This is a genomic window from Mesorhizobium sp. J18, from assembly GCF_007829525.1.
Taxonomy (GTDB): Bacteria; Pseudomonadota; Alphaproteobacteria; order Rhizobiales; family Rhizobiaceae; genus VLJP01.
In genome coordinates this window covers 1-20680 of sequence record NZ_VLJP01000041.1, presented here as the reverse complement: position 1 = coordinate 20680, position 20680 = coordinate 1, and the positions used below count along the sequence as shown (strand labels likewise).

20 protein-coding genes are annotated in these 20680 nt (G+C 62.4%); 6 read left to right on the top strand and 14 right to left on the bottom strand.

Going from position 1 to position 20680, the window contains the following annotated elements:
* Positions 1-6 precede the first annotated feature (6 nt).
* Genes L598_RS14850 through L598_RS14840 form a run of 3 tightly spaced genes read right to left on the bottom strand, consistent with a single transcriptional unit; the run spans position 7 to position 6929 of the window.
* Complete coding sequence (locus L598_RS14850) at positions 7-321, bottom strand: hypothetical protein (RefSeq protein WP_144863732.1); 315 nt, start codon at positions 319-321, stop codon at positions 7-9.
* A 26-nt stretch (positions 322-347) separates the two neighbouring features.
* Positions 348-1574 carry a GTP-binding protein gene (locus L598_RS14845; RefSeq protein WP_144863730.1) on the bottom strand — a complete coding sequence of 409 codons (1227 nt, stop codon included), beginning with the start codon at positions 1572-1574 and terminating at the stop codon, positions 348-350.
* Between the two features lie 9 nt (positions 1575-1583).
* Entirely contained in the window at positions 1584-6929 is a 5346-nt protein-coding gene (locus tag L598_RS14840) for a DUF4082 domain-containing protein (RefSeq protein ID WP_144863728.1), read from the bottom strand.
* Positions 6930-7132: 203 nt separating this feature from the next.
* On the opposite strand from L598_RS14840, the gene L598_RS14835 reads away from it, so the two are divergent.
* Positions 7133-8017: a dihydrodipicolinate synthase family protein gene (locus L598_RS14835; RefSeq protein WP_144863726.1), complete on the top strand. Its 885-nt coding sequence runs from the start codon at positions 7133-7135 to the stop codon at positions 8015-8017.
* On the opposite strand, the gene L598_RS14830 is transcribed toward L598_RS14835, so the two are convergent.
* The 6 genes from L598_RS14830 to pyrC all read right to left on the bottom strand — a co-directional run bounded on the left by L598_RS14830 (position 7999) and on the right by pyrC (position 13494).
* Positions 7999-8373, bottom strand: coding sequence for a VOC family protein (locus L598_RS14830; protein ID WP_144863724.1), 375 nt, complete (start codon positions 8371-8373; stop codon positions 7999-8001). The two genes, L598_RS14835 and L598_RS14830, sit on opposite strands and share 19 nt — an antisense overlap.
* Before the next feature lie 58 nt (positions 8374-8431).
* On the bottom strand, positions 8432-9943 hold the full coding sequence (locus L598_RS14825; RefSeq protein ID WP_144863722.1) for an aldehyde dehydrogenase family protein: 1512 nt from the start codon (positions 9941-9943) through the stop codon (positions 8432-8434).
* A 157-nt stretch (positions 9944-10100) separates the two neighbouring features.
* Entirely contained in the window at positions 10101-10970 is an 870-nt protein-coding gene (locus L598_RS14820; RefSeq protein ID WP_144863720.1) for an NAD(P)-dependent oxidoreductase, read from the bottom strand.
* Between the two features lie 75 nt (positions 10971-11045).
* Entirely contained in the window at positions 11046-11378 is a 333-nt protein-coding gene (locus L598_RS14815) for a type II toxin-antitoxin system PemK/MazF family toxin (protein ID WP_144863718.1), read from the bottom strand.
* Positions 11379-11695: 317 nt separating this feature from the next.
* Positions 11696-12391 (bottom strand): orotate phosphoribosyltransferase, encoded by a 696-nt coding sequence (locus L598_RS14810; RefSeq protein ID WP_144863716.1) that lies wholly within the window; start codon positions 12389-12391, stop codon positions 11696-11698.
* Between the two features lie 53 nt (positions 12392-12444).
* Complete coding sequence (gene pyrC, locus L598_RS14805; RefSeq protein ID WP_144863747.1) at positions 12445-13494, bottom strand: dihydroorotase; 1050 nt, start codon at positions 13492-13494, stop codon at positions 12445-12447.
* A gap of 141 nt (positions 13495-13635) precedes the next feature.
* Between pyrC and L598_RS14800 the strand changes: the two genes are divergently transcribed.
* The 4 genes from L598_RS14800 (at position 13636) to L598_RS14785 (ending at position 16762) form a co-directional block, all read left to right on the top strand.
* The gene (locus tag L598_RS14800; protein ID WP_144863714.1) at positions 13636-14022 is read left to right on the top strand and encodes a YciI family protein; all 387 of its coding nucleotides are present in this window, start codon (positions 13636-13638) and stop codon (positions 14020-14022) included.
* On the top strand, positions 14019-15293 hold the full coding sequence (locus L598_RS14795) for an RNA polymerase sigma factor (RefSeq protein ID WP_144863712.1): 1275 nt from the start codon (positions 14019-14021) through the stop codon (positions 15291-15293). The genes L598_RS14800 and L598_RS14795 overlap by 4 nt, the downstream gene beginning before the upstream one ends.
* A 107-nt stretch (positions 15294-15400) precedes the next feature.
* Positions 15401-16144 carry a thioredoxin family protein gene (locus tag L598_RS14790; protein WP_144863710.1) on the top strand — a complete coding sequence of 248 codons (744 nt, stop codon included), beginning with the start codon at positions 15401-15403 and terminating at the stop codon, positions 16142-16144.
* Between the two features lie 180 nt (positions 16145-16324).
* Complete coding sequence (locus tag L598_RS14785; RefSeq protein ID WP_144863708.1) at positions 16325-16762, top strand: peptidylprolyl isomerase; 438 nt, start codon at positions 16325-16327, stop codon at positions 16760-16762.
* A gap of 26 nt (positions 16763-16788) precedes the next feature.
* Here the strand turns inward: L598_RS14785 and L598_RS14780 are convergent, their stop codons facing one another.
* Positions 16789-17214, bottom strand: a complete 426-nt coding sequence (locus L598_RS14780; protein WP_144863706.1) for a VOC family protein — start codon at positions 17212-17214, stop codon at positions 16789-16791.
* Positions 17215-17297: 83 nt separating this feature from the next.
* Between L598_RS14780 and L598_RS14775 the strand changes: the two genes are divergently transcribed.
* Positions 17298-17906 (top strand): TetR/AcrR family transcriptional regulator, encoded by a 609-nt coding sequence (locus L598_RS14775; RefSeq protein WP_144863704.1) that lies wholly within the window; start codon positions 17298-17300, stop codon positions 17904-17906.
* A gap of 3 nt (positions 17907-17909) precedes the next feature.
* On the opposite strand, the gene L598_RS14770 is transcribed toward L598_RS14775, so the two are convergent.
* From L598_RS14770 to L598_RS14755, 4 genes are all read right to left on the bottom strand, one after another.
* Positions 17910-18203, bottom strand: a complete 294-nt coding sequence (locus L598_RS14770) for an HlyU family transcriptional regulator (protein WP_144863702.1) — start codon at positions 18201-18203, stop codon at positions 17910-17912.
* An 89-nt stretch (positions 18204-18292) separates the two neighbouring features.
* A complete protein-coding gene (locus tag L598_RS14765; RefSeq protein ID WP_246658765.1) occupies positions 18293-18826 on the bottom strand; it encodes a PadR family transcriptional regulator in 534 nt (177 codons plus the stop codon).
* Positions 18827-19076: 250 nt separating this feature from the next.
* Positions 19077-19496 (bottom strand): secondary thiamine-phosphate synthase enzyme YjbQ, encoded by a 420-nt coding sequence (locus L598_RS14760; protein ID WP_144863698.1) that lies wholly within the window; start codon positions 19494-19496, stop codon positions 19077-19079.
* Between the two features lie 112 nt (positions 19497-19608).
* The gene (locus L598_RS14755; protein ID WP_144863696.1) at positions 19609-20508 is read right to left on the bottom strand and encodes a DUF1194 domain-containing protein; all 900 of its coding nucleotides are present in this window, start codon (positions 20506-20508) and stop codon (positions 19609-19611) included.
* Positions 20509-20680 lie beyond the last annotated feature (172 nt).

The following is a 20680-nucleotide window of genomic DNA, read 5'->3' as shown; positions in this document are numbered from 1 at the left end:
TCCGTGTCAGTTGAAATTGGGCGAGGCGTTCACATCCGGCCCGGCCTTCGAGACATCGACATTCATGGTCTCGGCCCCTTTGCCGGTATCGCCGATGCGGCGTATTGCTCCGGCCTCCACAAGGCCGTTGAGCGCCTTCTGCATCAGGTCCACGGCATTGGCGAAGGCATCGACTGGCATGATCACCCTCTGGCGGAATACTGCCTTGGGCTTGCCGCCGGCGTCCCGCTCCGTCGCGGAAAGGCTGGTGAAATCGATCCTGACGATCGAACCGGTGACGGTAATCTCGCTGATGCCGTCGGCATAAAGTTCCTGACTCATGCAACTCTCCTTGAAGGTTCAGGCATTCATTCTGCTGCGTGCAGATGCTCCCAGGATGGGAACGGGTCACGCATTCCCGTTGTGATTTCCGCGTCGAAGCCCGTTTCGGCGCCTGTCAGGCAGTCATCGAGCGCAGCGGTGATTGCGTCCCTATCGAGACCGGTGCCGATGAAGACGAGTTCCTGCCGGCGGTCGCCCCAGAGATTGCTCCAGTGCCGATCGAGAAGGGCGCGGAACTGCGGATGGCGCGGCCACTGCGCCTGCGGCACGGCTGCCCACCAGAAACCCTTGGCCTCCGTCCGGCATTGCGAACCGGCGATGGAAAGGAGCCCGACCCGATCGGGCCGCGTCGCCAGCCAGAAATGCCCCTTGGCGCGGATGAGGCCTGGCCATCTTTGTTCGAGGAAATGATGGAAACGGCCCGGATCGAAGGGGCGGCGGGCGCGGTAGACAAAGCTGGCGATGCCGTATTCCTCCGTCTCCGGCACATGGTCGGCCGCGCCGTAGAGTTCCTTGTGCCAGAGCGGATGCGTCGCCGCCTTCGCCTCGTCGAACAGGCCGGTGTTCAGGATGGAGCCGAGGGGCAGACGTCCATAATCCGCCTCCACCACCCGTGCATCCGAATTGAGGCTGGCGATGACCTGACGGAGCCTGGCCTGGACATCCGGCGGCACGTCCGACACCTTGTTGAGGATCACCACATCGGCAAATTCAATCTGCTCGACATAAAGATCGACAAGCGTGCGCCGATCATCGGCATCACGCGTCTCGCCCCGGTCACAAAGCAGGTCGTGGCCGGAATAGTCGGCAAGAAGATTGATGGCATCCACCACCGTCACCATCGTGTCGAGCCGGGCAATGTCGGACAAGGCGGCCCCGTCCTTGTCGCGGAAGGAGAAGGTCGCCGCGATCGGCAGCGGCTCGGCGATGCCGGTCCCCTCGATCAGCAGGTAGTCGAACCGCCCTTCCCCGGCCAGGCGACGGATCTCCGTTAGAAGATCGTCCCGCAGCGTGCAGCAGATGCAGCCATTGGTGAGCTCGACCAAAGTCTCCCTGGTGCGCGAGAGATCGGCCCCGCCGTCACGGACGAGATCGGCATCGATATTGACCTCGCTCATGTCGTTGACGATGACGGCGACGCGCCGACCCTCGCGGTTCGTCAGCACATGGTTGAGAACCGTCGTCTTGCCGGCGCCGAGAAATCCCGTGAGAACCGTCACCGGCAGTCTGTTGTCTTCCACCCGCGCCCCCATGCGCCTTGTCTATGCCGCAAGCTGCGGCTTGAAGACCACGTCCACATAGTAGTTGGTTGCGTTGAACGTGCTGTCGGGGAAGCTTCCGCTCGCCCCATAGGCATAGACGCCATTGCCGCCGCTCAAGGCGCTTGAAAGGGCGGTCAGATCGCCACTCGTCTTCTCCGATGCGAAACCGTTGCCGGTCGCGGAATAATTGCCGTTGGTGTGATAGGAAACCACATAGGTCGTGTCGGCCTGGATCGTGACCGGACTAGAGAGGTTCACGGTCTGCCAGCCGCTCGCCGTCTCATTGGTGAAGGTCGCGCTGGCGAGAAGCGTGCCGGTCCCGGTCCACAGATGGGCCTCATGCGTGCCCGTATTCTGAGGTCCCTTGTAGAACTTGATGCCGGTGATCTGGCCTGCGACATCGGCCTGAAACTTCATGCCGAGCTCGACCGGGAGCGGATCGTTGACCGTGATCGTCGCAGGAATGTCGTCGGCTGCGAAGATGGACTGCTCCGCATCCTGGGGCTGGACGGTAAGCGAAACCTCGGCCGTATCCGTGCCGCCATTGCCGTCCGAGATCGTGTAGCCGAAGCTCGCCTGCCCTGAAAAACCAGCGGTCGGGGCAAAGGTGATGGCATTGGTCTGGCTGTTGAAGGCGACCGTGCCGTTCACGGCGTCACCGACGCCCGTTACCGCAATCGGATTGCCGTCGGGGTCGCTGTCATTGGCGAGTACCGCACTTGCCTGGATGACAAGCGGGCTGTTGTAGGCCGTGGTGAATCCGCTGTCATTGGCCGCGACCGGAGCCACATTTCCAGCTGCCGGCGTATAGATCACATCGACCCAATAGTTGCTGTTGTTGAAGCTCTGGCTGGGGAATGTCAGGTTCGTGCCGTAGGCATAGACGCCGGCTCCCGTACCGGCGGTCAGCGGACCGCTGGTGACAGGCGCCGTGAAATAGTCCGGGCTTGCCGAATAGAAGCCGTTGGAATGGTAGCTGGCGACATAAGTTTGGCCGGCCGACAGGGTCACGGGCTGCGAGAATGTCACCGTTTGCCAGCCGCTTGCCGTCTCGTTGGTGAAGGTCGCCGAGGCAAGCAGGGTTCCTGTGCTCGACCACAGCGAGCCGACATGGGTGCCGGTGTCCTGTGCGCTCTTGTAGTAGCGCATGCCGGTGATCGTGCCGGCCGAGGAAACAGTGAAGCGCAGGCCGAGTTCGACGGAATCAGGATCATCGGCCGGTGCGGCGGTCGGCCCCTGCGACGGCTGGAACAGGCTTACGGAGCCTCCCGGCGCGTTCACGTTCAGGCTGACGGTAGCCGAGGCGGTGCCGCCGTTCCCGTCCGAGACGGTGTAGGAGAAGCTGGCTGAGCCGATATAGCCCGAATTGGGCGTGAAGGTTATCTGACCCGTCTGGGAATTGAGCGCGACCGTGCCGTTGGCGGCGCCGGAGACAGCGGTGATCGTCAGCGGGTCGCCGTCTGCATCGGTGTCGTTGGCGAGAAGCGCCGACGAGGCGATTGCCAGCGGCGTATCATGCGTGACAGTGAAGCCATTGTCGTTGCTAGCCACCGGCGCGCTGTTGCCGACCGTCTGGTTGAACACGACATCGACCCAGTAGTTCGTCGCCTGGAAGCTTGTGGTCGGGAAGGCGCTTCCCGTCGAATAGGTGTACAGGCCATTGCCGCCGCTGGTGACCGACGAAGGCGCGGTAAGCGGGCCGCTGGTATGGGCGGAGGAAAAATAATCGGTCGTCGCCGCATAGGTCCCTGTCGTATGATAGGAGGCCACATAGGTCGTGCCAGCGGCGATCTGGATCGGCTGCGAGAAAGTCGCCGTCTGCCAGCCGCTTGCCGTCTCGTTGGTGAAACTCACCTGGCCGAGCAGGGTACCGCCGGCCGTCCATAGCGAGGCGGTATGCGGGCCGGTATCGCCCGCCATCTTGTAGAAACGCAACCCTGAGATCGTGCCATTCGCAGATGAGGTGAACTTCATACCGAGTTCCAGCGGCATCCCGTCCACCTGTGCCGACCCGGTCGGTCCGTCACCATCCGAGAAGAGCGTGAGGCCGGTATTCGGCTCGTTGACCGTCAGGCTAACAGTTGCGGAAGAGGTACCGCCGCGCCCGTCCGATATGTTGTAAGTGAAGCCTGCCGGGCCGCTATAGCCGTTCGTCGGCGCGAATGTGACGGTGCCCTGCTGGGCATTGTAGGTTACCACACCGTTCTGCGCGCCGCTCACGCCAGTGATGAAGAGACTGTCCCCGTTCGGGTCCGTGTCGTTCCCGAGAAGTGCCGAGGCGGGCAGAGTGATCGTGCCGTTATGGGTGACGGTGAACCCGCTGTCGTTGACTGCTGTCGGCGCCGCATTGGGACCGGTGGAAAAGACGACATCCACCCAGTAGTTGGCATTGCTGGCGCTGTTGTTCGGGAACTGGTTGTCGCCATAGGCGAAGACGCCGCCACCCGTCATCACCTGCAAGGGACCTCTGGCATAGGTCGCCGTGAAATAATTCTCGTCGACCGAATAGTAGCCGTTGGTGTGATAGGAGGCGACATAGGTGACGCCCGGGTCGATCTCAACCGGATTGGAGAAGGTGACCGTCTGCCAGCCCGTAAGCGATTCGCCGCTCGAAGTTGCAGTCGCCAGCAATTGGCCTGTGGAGGTCCACAGGCTCACCTTGTGCTCACCGATATTGTAGAAGCCCTTGTAGAAGCGGATGCCTTCTATGGTGCCGTCTGTGGTAGCCTGAAAGCGGACGCCGAGTTCGACCGGATCACGGTCCATCGCTGTCTCTTGCGTCGGCACGCTTGCCAGCGTCCACAGGCTGGACGTATCGGGCAAGGTGACCGTCACCTGCTTGCCCGCGGCTGGAGTCTCAAGGTTGAGGCTGTCATCCACCGCCCGCGACATGATCGTATAGGTGCCGCTCGCCTGGACGTTCCAGCTATAGCTCCAGTTCTCGCGGCCGGTGGCCTTCCACCAGCTTTGTCCGCCATCGACCGATATCTCGATGCCGGCGACGCGACCGCCGCCGAAATCCTGCGCGGTACCCGTGACGGTGACGCGCTGCCCCTCGACGAAGCTCGCGCCGACGATCGGCGTAGTGATGGTGGAAGTCGGCTTGCTGGAATCGGTCGACTGGGTCGCCAGGATGAGACTTGCATCGAGCGTCGTCGGCTGGATGCCCATATCGGCGAACATATTGACCATCGCCTGCTGGACATTCGGATCGGTCGGGGTCGCCGGGCCCTGATGGTTCGAATCGAGACCCCAGGACCAGAAGACGGTGCCTGCGCCGAAGACCAGCGCGCCGCTTTCGGCGCGGTACATGGTCAGGCTGTGTGTTACATCGGCGGAGCCGATCGAGGTGCCGTAATCGCGTAGATAGGTGTCGACGAAGACATTCGACAACGAAAGATTGATGAGGCCGGCGGGCCGGAAACCGTTCTCGACATCCGAATCCCACTCATAGCCGAGCAGATTCTGCACCAGCGTACCGGTCTCGCCCGGCTGCAAATTGGCGATATCGGTGTTGCGCCAGAAGCGAAGCTGCGAATAGTCGTAAGGCACGGTGATCTGATCGAGCCGGTAGCTGTCTACCGTGAACAATGTTCCGGTCAGCGAGTTCTCAGGCTCCTGCCCCGGATCCTGGAAGCGCGGATCGCGCCAGGTTCCCGTGTTGACGTCGCTGGGGTCGATATCCGTTCCGGCCCAGGTCTCCTTGTAGCAGACCATGGTACGGTATGGCGTGCCGTTGCCGTCTATGCTGGTTTCCCAGCGCACCTTCCAGTAGCACTCGTTGCCGCTCCAGAAAGCGAGATTGACGCCGGCGTCGCGGGCCGCTTCGACATTGGCGCGCTGCTCGGCCGACCAGTATTCGTCGTGGCCTACCGACAGGAACGCCTGGTGGTTCAGAAGCTCGCTGCCCGAACGCGCAGTATCGACGCCCGAGATATAGGAGACGTCATAGCCGTTCTGCTCCAGCCAGCGGATGGCCGAATGCTCAACGCCGAAAATGAAGTCGTGAGTCCCCCCGGCCGGGCTCGTATTGGTAAGGATCGGCCGGTTGTAGCTGACGGCATAGGCGCGGCCGATCGCCGTCAGGCCGCAACTGCAATTCGGCGGCATATAGGACATCATGTCCTCGGGATTGGTCGGCACCTGCCCGAAATAGAGGCTTGCGCCGCCCCAGGCATTATAGGCCTGCCAGGTCGTGTCGGAGGTCTGGAAGACGATATCGCTGGTGGAGCCGTCGTCGCGCACGATGAAGGGGATATGGCTTTCGCCTTCGGTGCCGTCCTCGCGCACGAGCTTGGCGATATAGACGCCGGAAACTGCGTCGTCTGGAATCTGCCAGCTCGCCGAAACCGACCAGTTTCCGCAATCGATCAGGCCGGTCGTATAGTCGACGATCGGATGCGGCTGTATTTGCGCCGTGGTGAGATCCTTGTCGATCGTCGCCACCTTGCGCGCGCCCATGCCGCCGTAATAGCCGAGGCGGTAGATATCAATGCGGTAATTGGTCGAATCCGTCGCGATCTTGAACTCCACGGTGCCGCCGATATTGGTGCTGATCTCGGTGGCGAAACCCTGGATGTTCATGTCGCCGTCGCCATCGATCCCCCATTCGCTTTCGGGATTACCCTGCTTCTGGTTTTCGAGCGCAATCTTGTTCGGGGTGGCGGCAGCCGACGGTGCAGCCGAAGGAGCCGCTGCCGGAGCGGCCGCCGGAGGAGCGACACCTCCTCCTTCATTGATCGTACGTTCCTCCAGTTCGTCGCTCGGAACAAGTATGCTGTCGCCCGGCGGAGTGGTTATGCTTCTCCCGACGGTTTCGGGCGTGGGCTCCAGCGGAGAAGAACCCATTGCCGGATTGACTATCTCGGAAAAGCCAGCAGGGGCCGGCTCTGCCACGTCCAATGAAGGTGCGTTGCCTGATGAGGGAGCATCGTCCAACAAAGAAGGTGCGCTAGAAGGGGCGCCGTCCAAAGAAGGAGCGTTTGCGGCTTCGATCGAAGTCGCGGGGGTGGAGGATGCACCAGCGGCACCTGCCGGCATGGATACACCATCCACCTGCAGGAATGTCGCGCTCTCTGCCAGCGCGACGATTCGGCCACCGGATGTCAGCGTGGCGCCGGACATCCCTTGGGCCGTTTCCCCCGCAGTGGAGGAACCCGCCGGATCGCCTGCCGACGGGGCGACCAGAAGGGCGGCGGATGTCTGACCGTCCGTTGCGCCGGAACCATCGGCCGGCACGCCTTCGGCGACATTGCCCGCTTCCTTGTCGGCCGGCACTGCAGGCTTTTCCCTGGAGCCTCCCGATAGGCTCAGATAATCCTTGTTTCTGCCATAGCCCCCTAGCATACCGCCCCCGATGTTGCCGTCCCGCGGCCTCTGTTGTTGAGGATTTGGAGTAAGCGATCCTGCCAGCTTTCGCGCTCGTGCGGAAAACGCCAATTGGGTGTGTTTTGCACCTCCAAAGTTGGTATGTGCTGGAAAGTCGATCCGCCGATCTGATTGCAGGCGGTTGAAATCGGGATGGTCCGAACGCAAGCACGGAGAAGAAATTGACGAATCAGAGACTACGCGGCGTCATAGCGGCGATCGCCACCCCCATTACGGCGCAAGGCGAGCTGGATGCCGCCCGTTTCAAGCGTCTTGCATCCGATCTTCTCGAAAACGGCTGTGACGGGCTGAACGTCCTCGGCACGACGGGAGAAGCCACGTCCTTTCCGCTGTCCCGGCGCATCGGCCTGATGCGGCACGCGGCCTCATCCGGCCTGCCTCTTGGTCGAATGCTGGTCGGCACCGGCGCCGCGGCGATGCAGGATGCCGTCGATCTGACGAAGGAAGCGGCCGAGCTCGGCTTTGCCGGCGCACTGGTCCTGCCACCCTTCTATTACAAGGGGGTCCCGGAGGAGGGCGTCATTCGCTATATCGAGCGCATAGCCGAAGGGACTGCAGCGACTCCGATTCCGATCTACCTCTACAATTTTCCGGCGCAGTCAGGCATCGCTTACACGGTCGATCTGGTAAGCAGGCTGGTGGAAAATTTCGGCGATCGCATCGCCGGCCTCAAGGACTCCTCCGGCGACCTCGCCTATGCGCGAGCGGTGGCGGCGATCTCGCCCGAACTCGACGTCTTTCCCTCCTCCGAGGCGGTTCTGGCCGAGGCGCGGCAGGGCACGTTTGCCGGCTGCATTTCGGCCACGGCCAATCTCAATGCCGAATTATGCGCCCGCGCCTTTCATCAGGCGGACGATGATGCCCTGGATGCCGCAAAGAAGATCCGCGCCCTTTTCGACGGCAAGCCGCTGGTGTCGGGCGTCAAGGCAATCCTCGCGAAACGGCATGACGATCCCGGCCTGGCTGCGGTCCTGCCGCCCTTGATGCCATGGGACGAGGAAATGACCAAAGCCGTCTATGCCGACTATCAGCGGCTGTCAGCCTGACCGTCAGTGATATGGCCGAGGATATTGACCAAGCGGCCGAAAGGATCGCGCACGTAGAAACGGCGGACGCCCCAGGGCTCCGTTGCGGGCCCGTATTCTATGGCAATGCCGGCCTGCACCACCTTGCGATGGACGTCCTCTACGTCATCGACTTCTATCGAAAGATCGGGCACTGCCGTGCCCGATCCGCCTTCAACCGCGATGCTCACCTGAGGCGTGGTGTTTGCCTTGGTCGCGAAGGTAACGATCCAGCCGTGATCCATCACAACATCCATTCCAAGGATGTCGTGATAGAAAGGCTTGGCTGCTTGGATGTCCGACGCCGCTATGTTCGCAATAATGCGTTTGACAACCATGCGACCGCCCCTTTCATAGCTTGCAGCCTCAAGGACACTTGTCCCGTGAGGTTACACCCTAGTCTATATCGAAGGAGACGCCCTGGGCGAGCGGCAGTGCTTTCGAGTAATTGATCGTGTTGGTGGCGCGGCGCATATAGGCCTTCCAGGCATCGGAACCGCTCTCGCGGCCGCCGCCCGTCTCCTTCTCGCCGCCAAAGGCGCCGCCAATCTCCGCGCCTGAGGTGCCGATATTGACATTGGCGATGCCGCAGTCGGAACCATCCGCGCCGAGGAAGCGCTCCGATTCCTGGATGTCGCGGGTGAAGATCGAGGAGGAAAGCCCCGCGCCCACCGCGTTGTGCAATCTCAGCGCCTCATCGAAGTCGGAATATTTCATCACATAGAGGATCGGCGCGAAGGTCTCCTCCAGCACCGGTCCCGTCTGCTTCGGCATCTCGACCAGCGCCGGCCGCACGTAATAGGCATTGGCATGGCCGTTCTCGACCCGCTCGCCGCCGGTCACCTTGCCGCCCTCTGCCTTCGCCGCCTCCAGCGCCTTCTGCATTCCCTCGAACGCCGCCTTGTCGATCAGCGGCCCGACCAGCGCATTCGTTTCCAGCGGGCTGCCGACGGAAACGCTCTCATAGGCCTTCCTGAGCCGCGGCACGAGCTGGTCATAGATGCTTTCGTGCACGAAGAGGCGGCGCAACGTCGTGCAGCGCTGGCCCGCCGTGCCCATGGCACCGAAGGCGATGGCGCGCAGCGCCATGTCGAGATCGGCGGACGGGCAGACGATGCCGGCATTGTTGCCGCCGAGCTCAAGGATGGCGCGGGCGAAGCGCTTGGCAAGCCGCGGACCGACCTCGCGGCCCATGCGCGTCGAGCCGGTCGCCGAGACCAGCCGCACCTTCTCGTTGTCCACCAGCGCCTCGCCGACGGTGCGGTCGCCGATCAGCACCGTTAGCAGGCCCTGCGGTGCCTCGCCGAAGCGCTTCACAGCCCTGGTGAAGATCGCCTGGCAGGCCAGCGCGGTCAGCGGCGTCTTCTCCGACGGCTTCCAGACGACGGAATTGCCGCAGACGAAGGCGAGCGCTGCGTTCCATGACCATACCGCGACGGGGAAGTTGAAGGCCGAGATGACGCCGACGACGCCGAGCGGATGCCAGGTTTCCATCATGCGATGGCCGGGACGCTCGGTGGCGATGGTCAAGCCGTAGAGCTGGCGCGACAGACCGACCGCGAAATCGCAGATGTCGATCATCTCCTGCACTTCGCCGAGCCCTTCCGAAGGGATCTTGCCGACCTCGATCGAAACAAGCCGGCCGAGATCCTCCTTCGCCGCACGCAGCTCCTCGCCGAGCAGCCGCACGAGCTCGCCGCGTTTCGGCGCCGGCACCATGCGCCATGTGCGAAACGCCTCGTCGGCACGATCGATGGCGCTGTCGGTTTCCGCTGCGGACATGGATTTCAGCGCTGCGATCTCCTCGCCGGTCACCGGACTCGCAACCCGCAGGTCGCCGCCCGAAATCGCCTCGGACGGCACGCCCAAACGGGCCATGAGTTCAGCAGTTTCCTTCCTGATATCCATGCGAAACTTCCTTTCGAACTGGCAAGACTCAGACGGCTACTCGGCCCAGGCAGATGGGCAGGACGGCCGGCCGATAAAGATTGCCGCGTATGTGCCACGCGCGCGAAGCGAGCGTCAATGCAGGTTCGTGCCGTTCGGGATGGACAAGAAGAGTTTGTCAGGAACCCATCAGATTGACCTTGGTGTCCGTCTTCTCGAACACCGTATCCGGCACGAAGAAGTCGCCGGCGAGAGGCCCTTTCGCGTCAGGCGCATATTTCGAGAAATCGGTCACGCCTTCGTCGCGCAGCACCAATTCGTCGATGAAGAAATTGCCCGTGCATTCGCGCGACGGCTTCGTCAGGATGGCATGGGCGGCATCGGCCATGATCTCGGGCGAGCGGCTGACGCTCGCCATCGCCTCGCCGCCGAGAAGGTTGCGCACGGCAGCCGTATCAATTGCCGTCAGCGGCCAAAGGGAGTTGACGGCGATGCCGTCGCTGGCGAATTCCGCGCTCATGCCAAGCGTGCACATGGACATGCCGAATTTCGCCATTGTATAGGCGACATGGTTCTTGAACCATCTGGCGTCCATGTCGAGCGGCGGTGCCAGGTTCAGTATGTGCGGGTTTTCCGCCTTTTTCAGATGCGGGATGCACAGCTTGGAGACAAGGAAGGTGCCGCGCGTGTTGATCTGATGCATCAGGTCGAAGCGCTTCATATCCGTTTCCAGCGTGCCGGTGAGCTGTATGGCGCTGGCATTGTTGACGCAGATGTCTATGCCGCCGAAGGCTTCGACCGTGGCCGCCACTGCCTCTGCAACCTGATCCTCGTTACGAATGTCGCAAAGCACCGGCAGCACCTTGCCGCCCGCCGCCTCGATCTCGCCTGCCGCCGTGTAGATCGTGCCCGGCAGCTTCGGATGCGGCTCGGCGGTCTTGGCGGCGATGGTCACATTGGCTCCGTCCCGCGCCGCGCGGACGGCGATGGCAAGACCGATACCCCGGCTACCGCCGGAGATGAAAAGCGTCTTTCCCTTGAGCGACATATGACCGGACCTTCCTTACGAAACTTGCGCTGCCTGCGCGCGCGGCCGCACATTTGGACCGCGCCATCATGCCTTTTACCAGGCGAACATGGCCTGTAGTTTGTCAGAAACCTTTACCGCTTCTTCTTGTGTCAGCGCGCCAAGGCGGCGGACCAACCTTGACTGGTCGACTGCGTGGATTTGATCCAATGCAACGTCGCCGGCACGTTTGTCGAAATCAACAGCTATTCGCGTAGGCCAGTTTCTGCGCGTGGAGGTCAGCGGACAAACGACCACTGTGCGGATTGCAGCGTTCATCTCGTCGGGAGAAACAACGACGACCGGACGAGTCTTCCGAAGTTCGGAGCCCTGTGCGGAATCGAGCCTGATCAGCCAGATTTCGAAGCCAGCGACGGCCCGCCCTACCACCTGTCTTCCTCATCCGTGAGCGACGCGTCGAGCCACTCCGAATCCTCCGACTCCAGTTTTCTTGGCTCGGATGAAAACATCTCCTTCCAACCGTCGCGCGGATGCTTCTGTAGCGGCTCGATCAGGATCCTGCCCCCTTCGACCGAGATTTCCACAGTATCGGGTCAGTCCGGCCTGCTCCAGCATCGCCTTTGGGCAGGCGCACGCCTCGCGAATTGCCTATCCGGACGATCTTCGCTTCCATCGATTTTTCTCCTCGGCATCACATAGTAATTACTTGCGTGCGAAGTTTAAACCGACCGTCACCCCAGATGCTGCTATTTCGGCAGTTCCGCGATGCCGCCATTGGCGGCGGACCATTCCAGCGGGGCTTTCAGGAACTTCTCCACCTGCGTAAGGGTCTCGGTGTCGTAGCGTTTTTCCTTGCGGCAGACCTCCAGCACATCCCACCAGGTGGTGAGATAGTGAAGCCGCATGCCGGCGGCTTTCAGCCGCTCCGGCGTATCGGGAAAGATGTCGTAGTAGAACACCGCGAAAGTATCGGTCACCTTCGCGCCTGCCTTGCCGATCGCCTCGGCGAATTTGAGCTTGCTGCCGCCGTCGGTGGTAAGATCTTCCACCAGCAGCACCCGCGCGCCGTCCGCCAGATTGCCCTCGATCTGCGCGTCGCGCCCGAAACCTTTGGGTTTCTTGCGCACATACAGCATCGGCAAGGCGAGCCGGTCGGAAAGCCAGGCCGCAAACGGTATGCCCGCCGTCTCGCCGCCCGCCACCGCGTCGAACTGCTCGAAGCCGGCACCGCGCAGCACCGTCGATGCGGCGAAGTCGATCACAGCCGAGCGGATGCGCGGATAGGAGATCAGCTTCCGGCAATCGATATAGACCGGGCTCGCCAGACCGGAGGTGAATGTGTAGGGCTGATCGGCGCGAAAATGCACCGCCTCGATCTCAAGCAGCATCTTCGCTGTTGTCTCGGCGATCAGCGCACGGTCGGGAAAAGTATTCGCAAACATCGGGAGGCCCTTCGCATATCGACGGGCCTGCTGGGTATCAGGATTGTCGGCCTCTATCCAGCCTTGGTTTCGACATTCCAGTGGATGGGAAACATCGGGTCGAAGACGGTTACCGCGCCGTCGCCGGTCTCGATCCTGGAAGGATAGCGCACCGGCTCCTCCTGCCGGGCGAGCATGATCCGTTCCTCGTTCGGCGGAAGGCGGTAGAAGGCCGGCCCGTTGAGCGAAGCGAAGGCTTCCAGCCTATCGAGCGCACCCTCCTCCTCGAATACATGGGCAAGGCAGGCCATCGTGTTCGGCGCATTGAAGATGCCCGCGCAGCCGCAGGCGCATTCCTTCAGCGGATCGACATGCGGCGCGGAATCGGTGCCGAGGAAAAAGCGCGGATGCCCCGAGGTCGCCGCCTTGCGCAGCGCCAGCCTGTGCTTCTCGCGCTTTGCAACCGGCAGGCAGTAGTAATGCGGGCGGATGCCGCCAGCGAGAATGGCATTGCGGTTGATGATCAGGTGATGTGTGGTGATCGTTGCGGCGAGATTGTCGCCGCCATCCTGGGCGTAGTCGACACCCTCCTTCGTCGTCACATGTTCCATGACGACGCGCAATTCAGGCAAACGGCGCCGCAGGGGATCGAGGACCCGTTCGACGAAGACGGCCTCGCGGTCGAAAATATCGATCGCCGGATCGGTCACCTCGCCATGGACGCAAAGCGGCATGCCAATCTCGGCCATGCGCTCCAGCACCGGTAACGCCTTTTCGATGTCGCGTACGCCGCTTTGGGAATTGGTCGTCGCGCCGGCGGGATAGAGCTTCACCGCCGTCACCTCGCCGCTCTCGAAGCCTGCTGCCACGTCGTCGGGCTCGGTGCGCTCGGTAAGATAGAGCGTCATCAGCGGCGTGAAGCGGTGCCCCTCGGGCAGCGCGGCCATGATGCGGGCGCGATAGGCCCTTGCATCGGCCGTGGTCACCACCGGAGGCACCAGATTGGGCATCACGATGGCACGCGCGAAATGGGAGGAGGTTTCCGGCAGAACGGCTTTCAGCACCGCGCCATCGCGCAGATGCAGATGCCAGTCGTCAGGGCGTCGGATCGTCAGCGTCTTCATGTCGGACGGACACTTACCGGCAAATCCGCGCCATGCAAGCATCCTCCCCGATCACGCCGCAATAATCGGCAAATTTTCTCGACCGACCTTGTCGGATTGGGGCATTGTCGACCGTCTTGAAACCGAAAGGGGTGAACCCTCATGCTTTACGCCATTCTCTGCTACCACGACGAGGACGTAGTCAATTCCTGGTCGAAGGCCGAGGACGATGCCGTTCTGGCCAAGCGCCGGCGCGTACAACAGGAACTGGTCGACAGGGGCCGCATGGGCCCGGCGATCCGGCTGGKGCCGACCACCGGCGCCACCACCATCCGCGCCTCGGGCAACGAGCAGATCGTCCTGGACGGGCCCTTCGCAGAGACCAAGGAGCAATTGCTCGGCCTCTATATCGTCGATTGCGACAGCCTCGAGGAAGTCATCGACTTCGCCAAGCGCATGAAGGAAGGCGAGGCCGTTACCTTCGAAATCCGCCCTCTGCGCATCTTCGAAAAGGGCGTCCTGCCTGAAACGGCGAAAGTAGCATCATGAACGACTTTGCCTGGATCGAGACCGCGGTGACCGGAGCCCGCCCGCAGGCGATGGGCGCGCTTCTGCGCTATTTCCGCGATCTCGACCGGGCGGAGGAAGCCTTTCAGGAAGCCTGCCTGCGCGCAATGAAGACCTGGCCGGTCAAGGGGCCGCCGCGCGATCCGGCCGCCTGGCTCATTTTCGTCGGCCGCAATGCGGCGCTGGATTCGGTGCGCCGCGACAGCCGCAACACCGTGCTTCCCGAGGACGCGGCCATTTCCGATCTAGGTGATGCGGAGACGGACATGGCCGAGCGGCTGGACGACGCGCATTACCGCGACGACATCCTGCGGCTGATGTTCATTTGCTGCCATCCGGACCTGCCGGCCACACAGCAGATCGCGCTCGCCCTGCGCATCATATCGGGCCTCACCGTGCGGGAGATCGCCAGCGCCTTCCTCGTCAACGAGAAAGCGATGGAGCAGCGCATCACGCGCGCCAAGCGCCGCGTCTCGAAAGCCGAGGTGCCTTTCGGCGCTCCCGGCGCCGTCGAGCGCGCAGAGCGGCTGGCCTCCGTGGCCGCCATGATCTACCTGATCTTCAACGAGGGCTATTCGGCGAGCAGCGGCGAGGTTCAGGTGCGCGAGCCGCTTTGCGACGAAGCAATCCGGCTGGCCCGGCTGCTGCTGCGTCTCTTCCCCGCCGAGCCCGAGATCATGGGCCTGCTCGCCCTCATGCTCCTGCAGCATGCGCGAACCCCTGCCCGTATCGATGCCGCAGGCAATATCGTCCTCCTCGAGGAGCAGGATCGCAGCCTGTGGCATCACGACAGGATCACGGAAGGTCTGGCGCTGGTCGACAAGGCCATGCGTCATCGGCGCCCCGGAGCCTATCAGGTCCAGGCTGCGATTGCCGCGCTCCACGCCCGCGCGGCAACCCCCAAGGACACAGACTGGCAAGAGATCGAGATACTCTATCGCGCACTCGAACGTTTCCAGCCCTCACCCGTGGTCACGCTCAACCGCGCCGTCGCCGTCTTCAAGGCGAAAGGGCCGGAAGCGGCTCTCGAACTGGTCGAACCGCTGGCAGACCGCCTCTCCGGCTACTTCTATTTCCATGGCGTGCTCGGCGCCCTTCTGATGGAGCTCGACCGTACCGGCGAGGCGCGCATTGCTTTTGACAAGGCCATTTCACTGGCCCGCACCCCCGCCGAAGCGGCTCACATCCGTCAGCATATCGATCGGCTGGCGGCCGAGGGAAGCGGAAGGGCAAAAAACAAGGCTTCTGCCTGAAGAGCCTTTTCAGGCAGCAGTTTTTCAGGCCCGTTTGTCGGGATCGCTGCCGCCCGCAGCGTCCTTGATGCATCGGGGCGGGAAGCGCCCCGGAGAGGAGAGCAAAGATGCAACACCGTATCGTATCGCGTGAGGAATGGCTGGAGGAGCGCAAGGCATTTCTCGCCAGGGAGAAGGAATTCACCCGTCTGCGCGACAAGCTGAGCGCCGAACGGCGCCGGCTTCCCTGGGTGAAGATCGAAAAGAACTATGTCTTCGACGCGCAGGAAGGCAGGCAGACGCTGGCCGACCTGTTCGCGGGCCGCAGCCAGTTGATCGTCTATCACTTCATGTTCGCGCCGAGCGACGAGCAGGATGTCTGCAAGGGCTGCTGCTTCCTCTCCGATCATGTCGACGGTGCGCGGCGGCATTTCGAGCACCACGACGTGAAGTTCGTCGCAGCCTCGCGCGCGCCCCTGCCCAAGCTGGAAGCCTTCAAGAAGCGCATGGGCTGGACCTTCGACTGGGTCTCGTCCAGCGGCAGCGACTTCAACTACGACTTCCACGTCTCCGTCAGGGACGAGGATCTGGTCGACGGCAAGGTCTTCTACAATTACGAGCTGACGACGCCCTGGCGCGATTTCCACGAAGGCGAGATGCCCGGCATCAGCGTATTCTACAAGGACGAGAAGGGCGCCGTCTTCCATACCTATTCGTCCTATGCGCGCGGCGGCGACATATTGATCGGAGCCTACAACTATCTTGACCTGACGCCGAAAGGCCGCAATGAAGACGAGATCATGGGGTGGATGCGCCGCCACGACGAATATGATGACGCCAGGGACCATGCCTCCTGTTGCCATTCCGGCTAACCGACAAAAACTGGCGATCAGTATGGATCTGGTCCCCCGACATAATTTCGTCCCTGACGGTTTACATCGCCGGCCCATGCCCTAAGCTTCCTGAAGAGGTGCGCCCATCGCCTGCCTCTTCACCGGCGTCAGCATTTCGGCGCTGCAAACCAAAACCCCAGGAACGATTGAGAGCCAGATATGACCGAAGTCAAAAGCGGCGACGTCGTGCGTATTCACTACACCGGCAAGCTGGCAGATGGCACGGAGTTCGACTCCTCGGCTGGCCGCGAGCCGCTCGAATTCCAGGTCGGAGCGGGACAGATTATAAGCGGGCTGGAGCGTCAGGTGGAAGGCATGACCGTGGGCGAGCGCGAAACCGTCACCATTCCCGCCGACGAGGCCTACGGACCGCGAGACGAGCGCCAGGTGCAAATAGTGCCCCGTGAGGCATTCCCGCAGGATCTCAACCTTGCCGTCGGCTCCCGCCTGCAGGCCAATACCCAAGACGGGAGGCAGATCGCGTTGACGGTTACCGATATCCGTGACGATCAGGTGACCGTTGACGCCAATCACCCGCTGGCCGGCCGTGATCTCATTTTCGACGTTGAGGTTGTGGAGATCGTAGCAGCGGCCTGAGCGGGCTCTAAGCCGCGAATACCGGATTATTGCGGCAGCGCATCCGGCGCGTACTGCTCCAGGAATTCCTTGCTCGGCGGGATCGGCTTGATGATGTCGATCAATACGCCATTCGGATCGGCGGTGATGAAATGCCGCTGGCCGAAATCCTCGTCACGCAGTTCGAGCAGGATTGGCAGGCCGGCAGCCTTCGCGCGCTCATATTCCGCGTCGGGATCTTTCACCTCGAAGTTCAGAAGCAAGCCCGACACCTTGCCGCGGCCGCTTGCCGGTATGGTGGAATGGTTGCCGTCGAGGATGGCGAGATTGACCCGCTTGTCCTCCGCCGACTGCAGATGAACATACCAGTCGCTCTCGAACAGCGGCTTGAAGCGGAAATGCTGGACATAGAAGGCTGTCGTCCCCGCAACATCGTCACTCATGATGACGGGATAGTAGCTGGTCGTTTTCATCGGGGTTCCTTTCGGGCTTTTGTTCCTGTCGCAAGTAACATACATTCTGCATGTATTTTTCAAATAACATACAGGCTGCATGTATGCAAGATAGAAAACCTCGCACCAATGTCGAACGGACGGAGGCCACCCGCACCGCTCTCATCGAGGCCGCGCGCAAGCTGTTCGTGGAGAAATCCTATGCCGAGACCGGAACGCCGGAGATTGTCGCCGCTGCCGGCGTCACGCGCGGCGCCCTCTACCACCATTTCGCGGACAAGCAGGCTCTGTTCCTCGCGGTCGTCGAGCAGGAATCCGCCCGCGTCGCCGAGGAGATAGAAAAGGCTTCGGTCGGCTCATTTTCTCCGCGCGAGCAGCTTGTCGCCGGCGGAACGGCTTTCCTCGACGCCATGGCCAAGGACGGACGGACACGCCTGCTCCTGCTCGACGGACCGGCAATCCTCGGCCGCGCCGTCATGGACGAGATCGATGGGCGGCACGGAAATCGCACCTTGCGCGAGGGTCTCGTGGGCGCCATGCGCGCCGGCGCGATCAGAAAGCTGCCGGTCGAGCCGCTGACGGCATTGCTGGCTGCTGCCTTCGACCGCACCGCCCTCTCAATCGAAGCAGGCGGCGACCCGACCGCCTATCGGGAGGTGCTGGCAGCCCTCATCGACGGGCTGGCGCCGGCGGGTGATGCCGCTCGGCCATAACGCTCAACGGAAGATCGCGTCACCCTGCTCGTCGACGAGCTGTTTCCCCTTCCGCAGCGAATGGGCGGCCGCATCGTCGGCGGAGGGGAACCTGTCGGCGCGGATAAAACGATGTTCCTTCATCACGCCGTCGATCTCCTTCGAAATCACGCCGCAGGTCTGATACTGCCCTCCCTCGGCGAAAGGCGTTGCCCGGATGGTGTAGCCATTGTGCTCGGTCTCGGCAGTCACGGCCGGTGCCGCGGCATCATTGCCATTCCCGGAATTGAGACCGAAAAGACGTTTCAGGAAGGACATGGGCTACCTCCATGCGAAAACCGGCCCCGCAAATCGGGGACCGGCTTTGTCACTACCGGCCCGCGGGCCGGTCGGCAAGGCTTATGGCTTTAGCGGCGAAAGAGTGCTTCCAACGCGTCGGCCGCGTTTTCGAGGATCGCGATGGCTTCTTCGCGCCGCGCCGCTTCGGCATCGAGCGCGTCGGCCAGCGCTGCCCGCAGCCGCCGCCGCACCTGGCGCAGCTTGCGCAGGCTCTCGGGCATTTCGCGTTCGCGCGGATCGGGGCCTTCGCCGCCGTCCCGCCAGTCGAACCATTCGCGGGCGCGCGCCATCTTGCGGCCGAAGCGTTCGAGCTGCTCCAGCGCTGCCTCAACGGTTGCCCGATTGCCGGCGAGATGTTCGCTGCCGGCCTCCGTTATGGAATAGATCCGCTTGTTGCCCTCGGCCTCCGAGCGCACAAAGCCTGCCTCCTCGAGATAGGTGAGCGTCGGGTAGATCACACCCGGGCTCGGGCTGTAGAAACCGCTGGAGCGCTCTTCCAAAGCCCGGATGATGTCATAGCCGTGGCGGGGCGTCTCCTCGATCAGCGCAAGTGCAATGAGCCGCAATTCGCCATCGCCGAACAGCCGGCCGGCGCGGAGCATGTCGCGCCCGCCCCCGCCTCCGCCAAAGCCTCGCCCCCTGCGGCCTCTCGGGCCGAAACCGAAAGGGCCGCCCCTGCCGGCCATGAAGCGGAGAACATCGCCCCCGCATGAATGCCTGTGTCTATGCATGTTTGATTCCTTACATTGTTTCTTACGATATATCTTAGATACGCGCGCGGTTACCCATAATCAAGATATATCTTAAGATAAATCGCAACGCGGCCTGCCGCCGCTCATGAGACTGCCTGATTCAGGCGAGATGCAGGACGATTTCCCGCCGGTGGGGCCGGTCGCGATGTTCGAAGAGATAGATGCCCTGCCAGGTGCCGAGCGCCAGTTCGCCGCCCGTTACCGGAATGGAAAACGAAACGCAGGTGAGCGCGGCCTTGATATGTGCAGGCATGTCGTCTGGCCCTTCGAGCCGGTGGACGAGATAGTCCATCGCCGGATCGTCGGCCGGCGGCACCAGCCTGCGGAAGAAGGCGTCGAGATCGCGGCGAACGTCCGGATCGGCATTTTCCTGGATGAGAAGCGAGCACGAGGTATGGCGGACGAAGACAGTCAGCAGGCCCGTTTCAACGCCCGAGCTCCGGGCAAAGGCTTCCGCCCTCTCGGTGAACTCGTAAAGGCCTTGCCCGGAGGTTTCGATAACCAGTGTCGTCTGGCTCACATGCGTCTCCTGATGCGGCCGCGATCGTCGGCTCGGCGCCGGTCCGCTTCATCCAGTGCGAGCCTGCGCCGGGATCACGAAGCGGCGACCAGTCGGGCGAGCGGAGGCATCATTATCGTCTCGGCCAATTTTCCGGCCTGTTGGAAGGCCACTGGAAATTCTCCGGACTGTACATGTTTCGGCCTGGATTGTTGAGATAGAGCTGCTCGCCGACCAGACAGTCATACGGGGCCGCCGCCTGCGCCAGGATCACGGGAGGCGGCGCCGGTTGCGCTGGCGGCCGCCGCGCGATTTCCAGCAGCAATTTGCGGCGTATGGCCGCCGGAAATTCGGCCCAGTCATTGATCGCAATGGCGAAGGAGCCTGGCCCTCCTATGACGCAATTCTCAAAATACACATCCAGATGCGCCACATCGTTGCCGCTGAAGTTCACCTTGTCGGCCATCACCGGCAGACCGTTTATGACGATCCCCTGCTCCACTGCGACGTCCCGCGCCGCCGTCACCGGGGGCCCCTCATTGTTGCTGCCGTCGCCCGAGATATCGATCACCCGTCGGCTGGCTTCATGCGGGCTCTCGGCCAGAAGATCGACGCCGAAATTGATGGCGCCGGAGATTGACGTCCGGCGCGGCTGCTGTGCGGGTATCCGGTCCAGTCTGGCGGCAAACGCCGCCGCGTCCTCGGCACTGGCGATCATCGTCCAGGGCACGATGAGCTTCTGTGACGTCACACCGGCCCATTCAAAATAGGCCAGCGAAATCCTGCCATACGGGCCGGAGGTGATAGCCCTTACGACTTCAGGATCGGTCAGCGCGGCGGCATAGCCCTCGCGCTGGATTTCGAGCTCGTCCCTCGACATCGACACGGAGATGTCGACCGCCAGCACCAGTTCAAGGTCGACCTTTTCCTGTGCGAGGTCGATCCTGTCCGGTGATTGAGCAGATGCGGGAGTGGCGGCTGTCGCTGCAGCAAGGCATATGCCAGCAAGAGTGCGGAGTGGATGCCGTCCCATGCCCCAAGGTAACACGGCAACACGAATTGCAAAGCAAACTTTTCGCAACCGATACTTGCCTTGCTGCCGGTGCGGCTTCGCCAGCTTTGTAAGGGCGGGTCGCGTCCATAGCGCCCTCAACCCACGGCGCCTGTTACAGGCGCAGGTTTGCCATTGGTAAGAAAGTAAGATA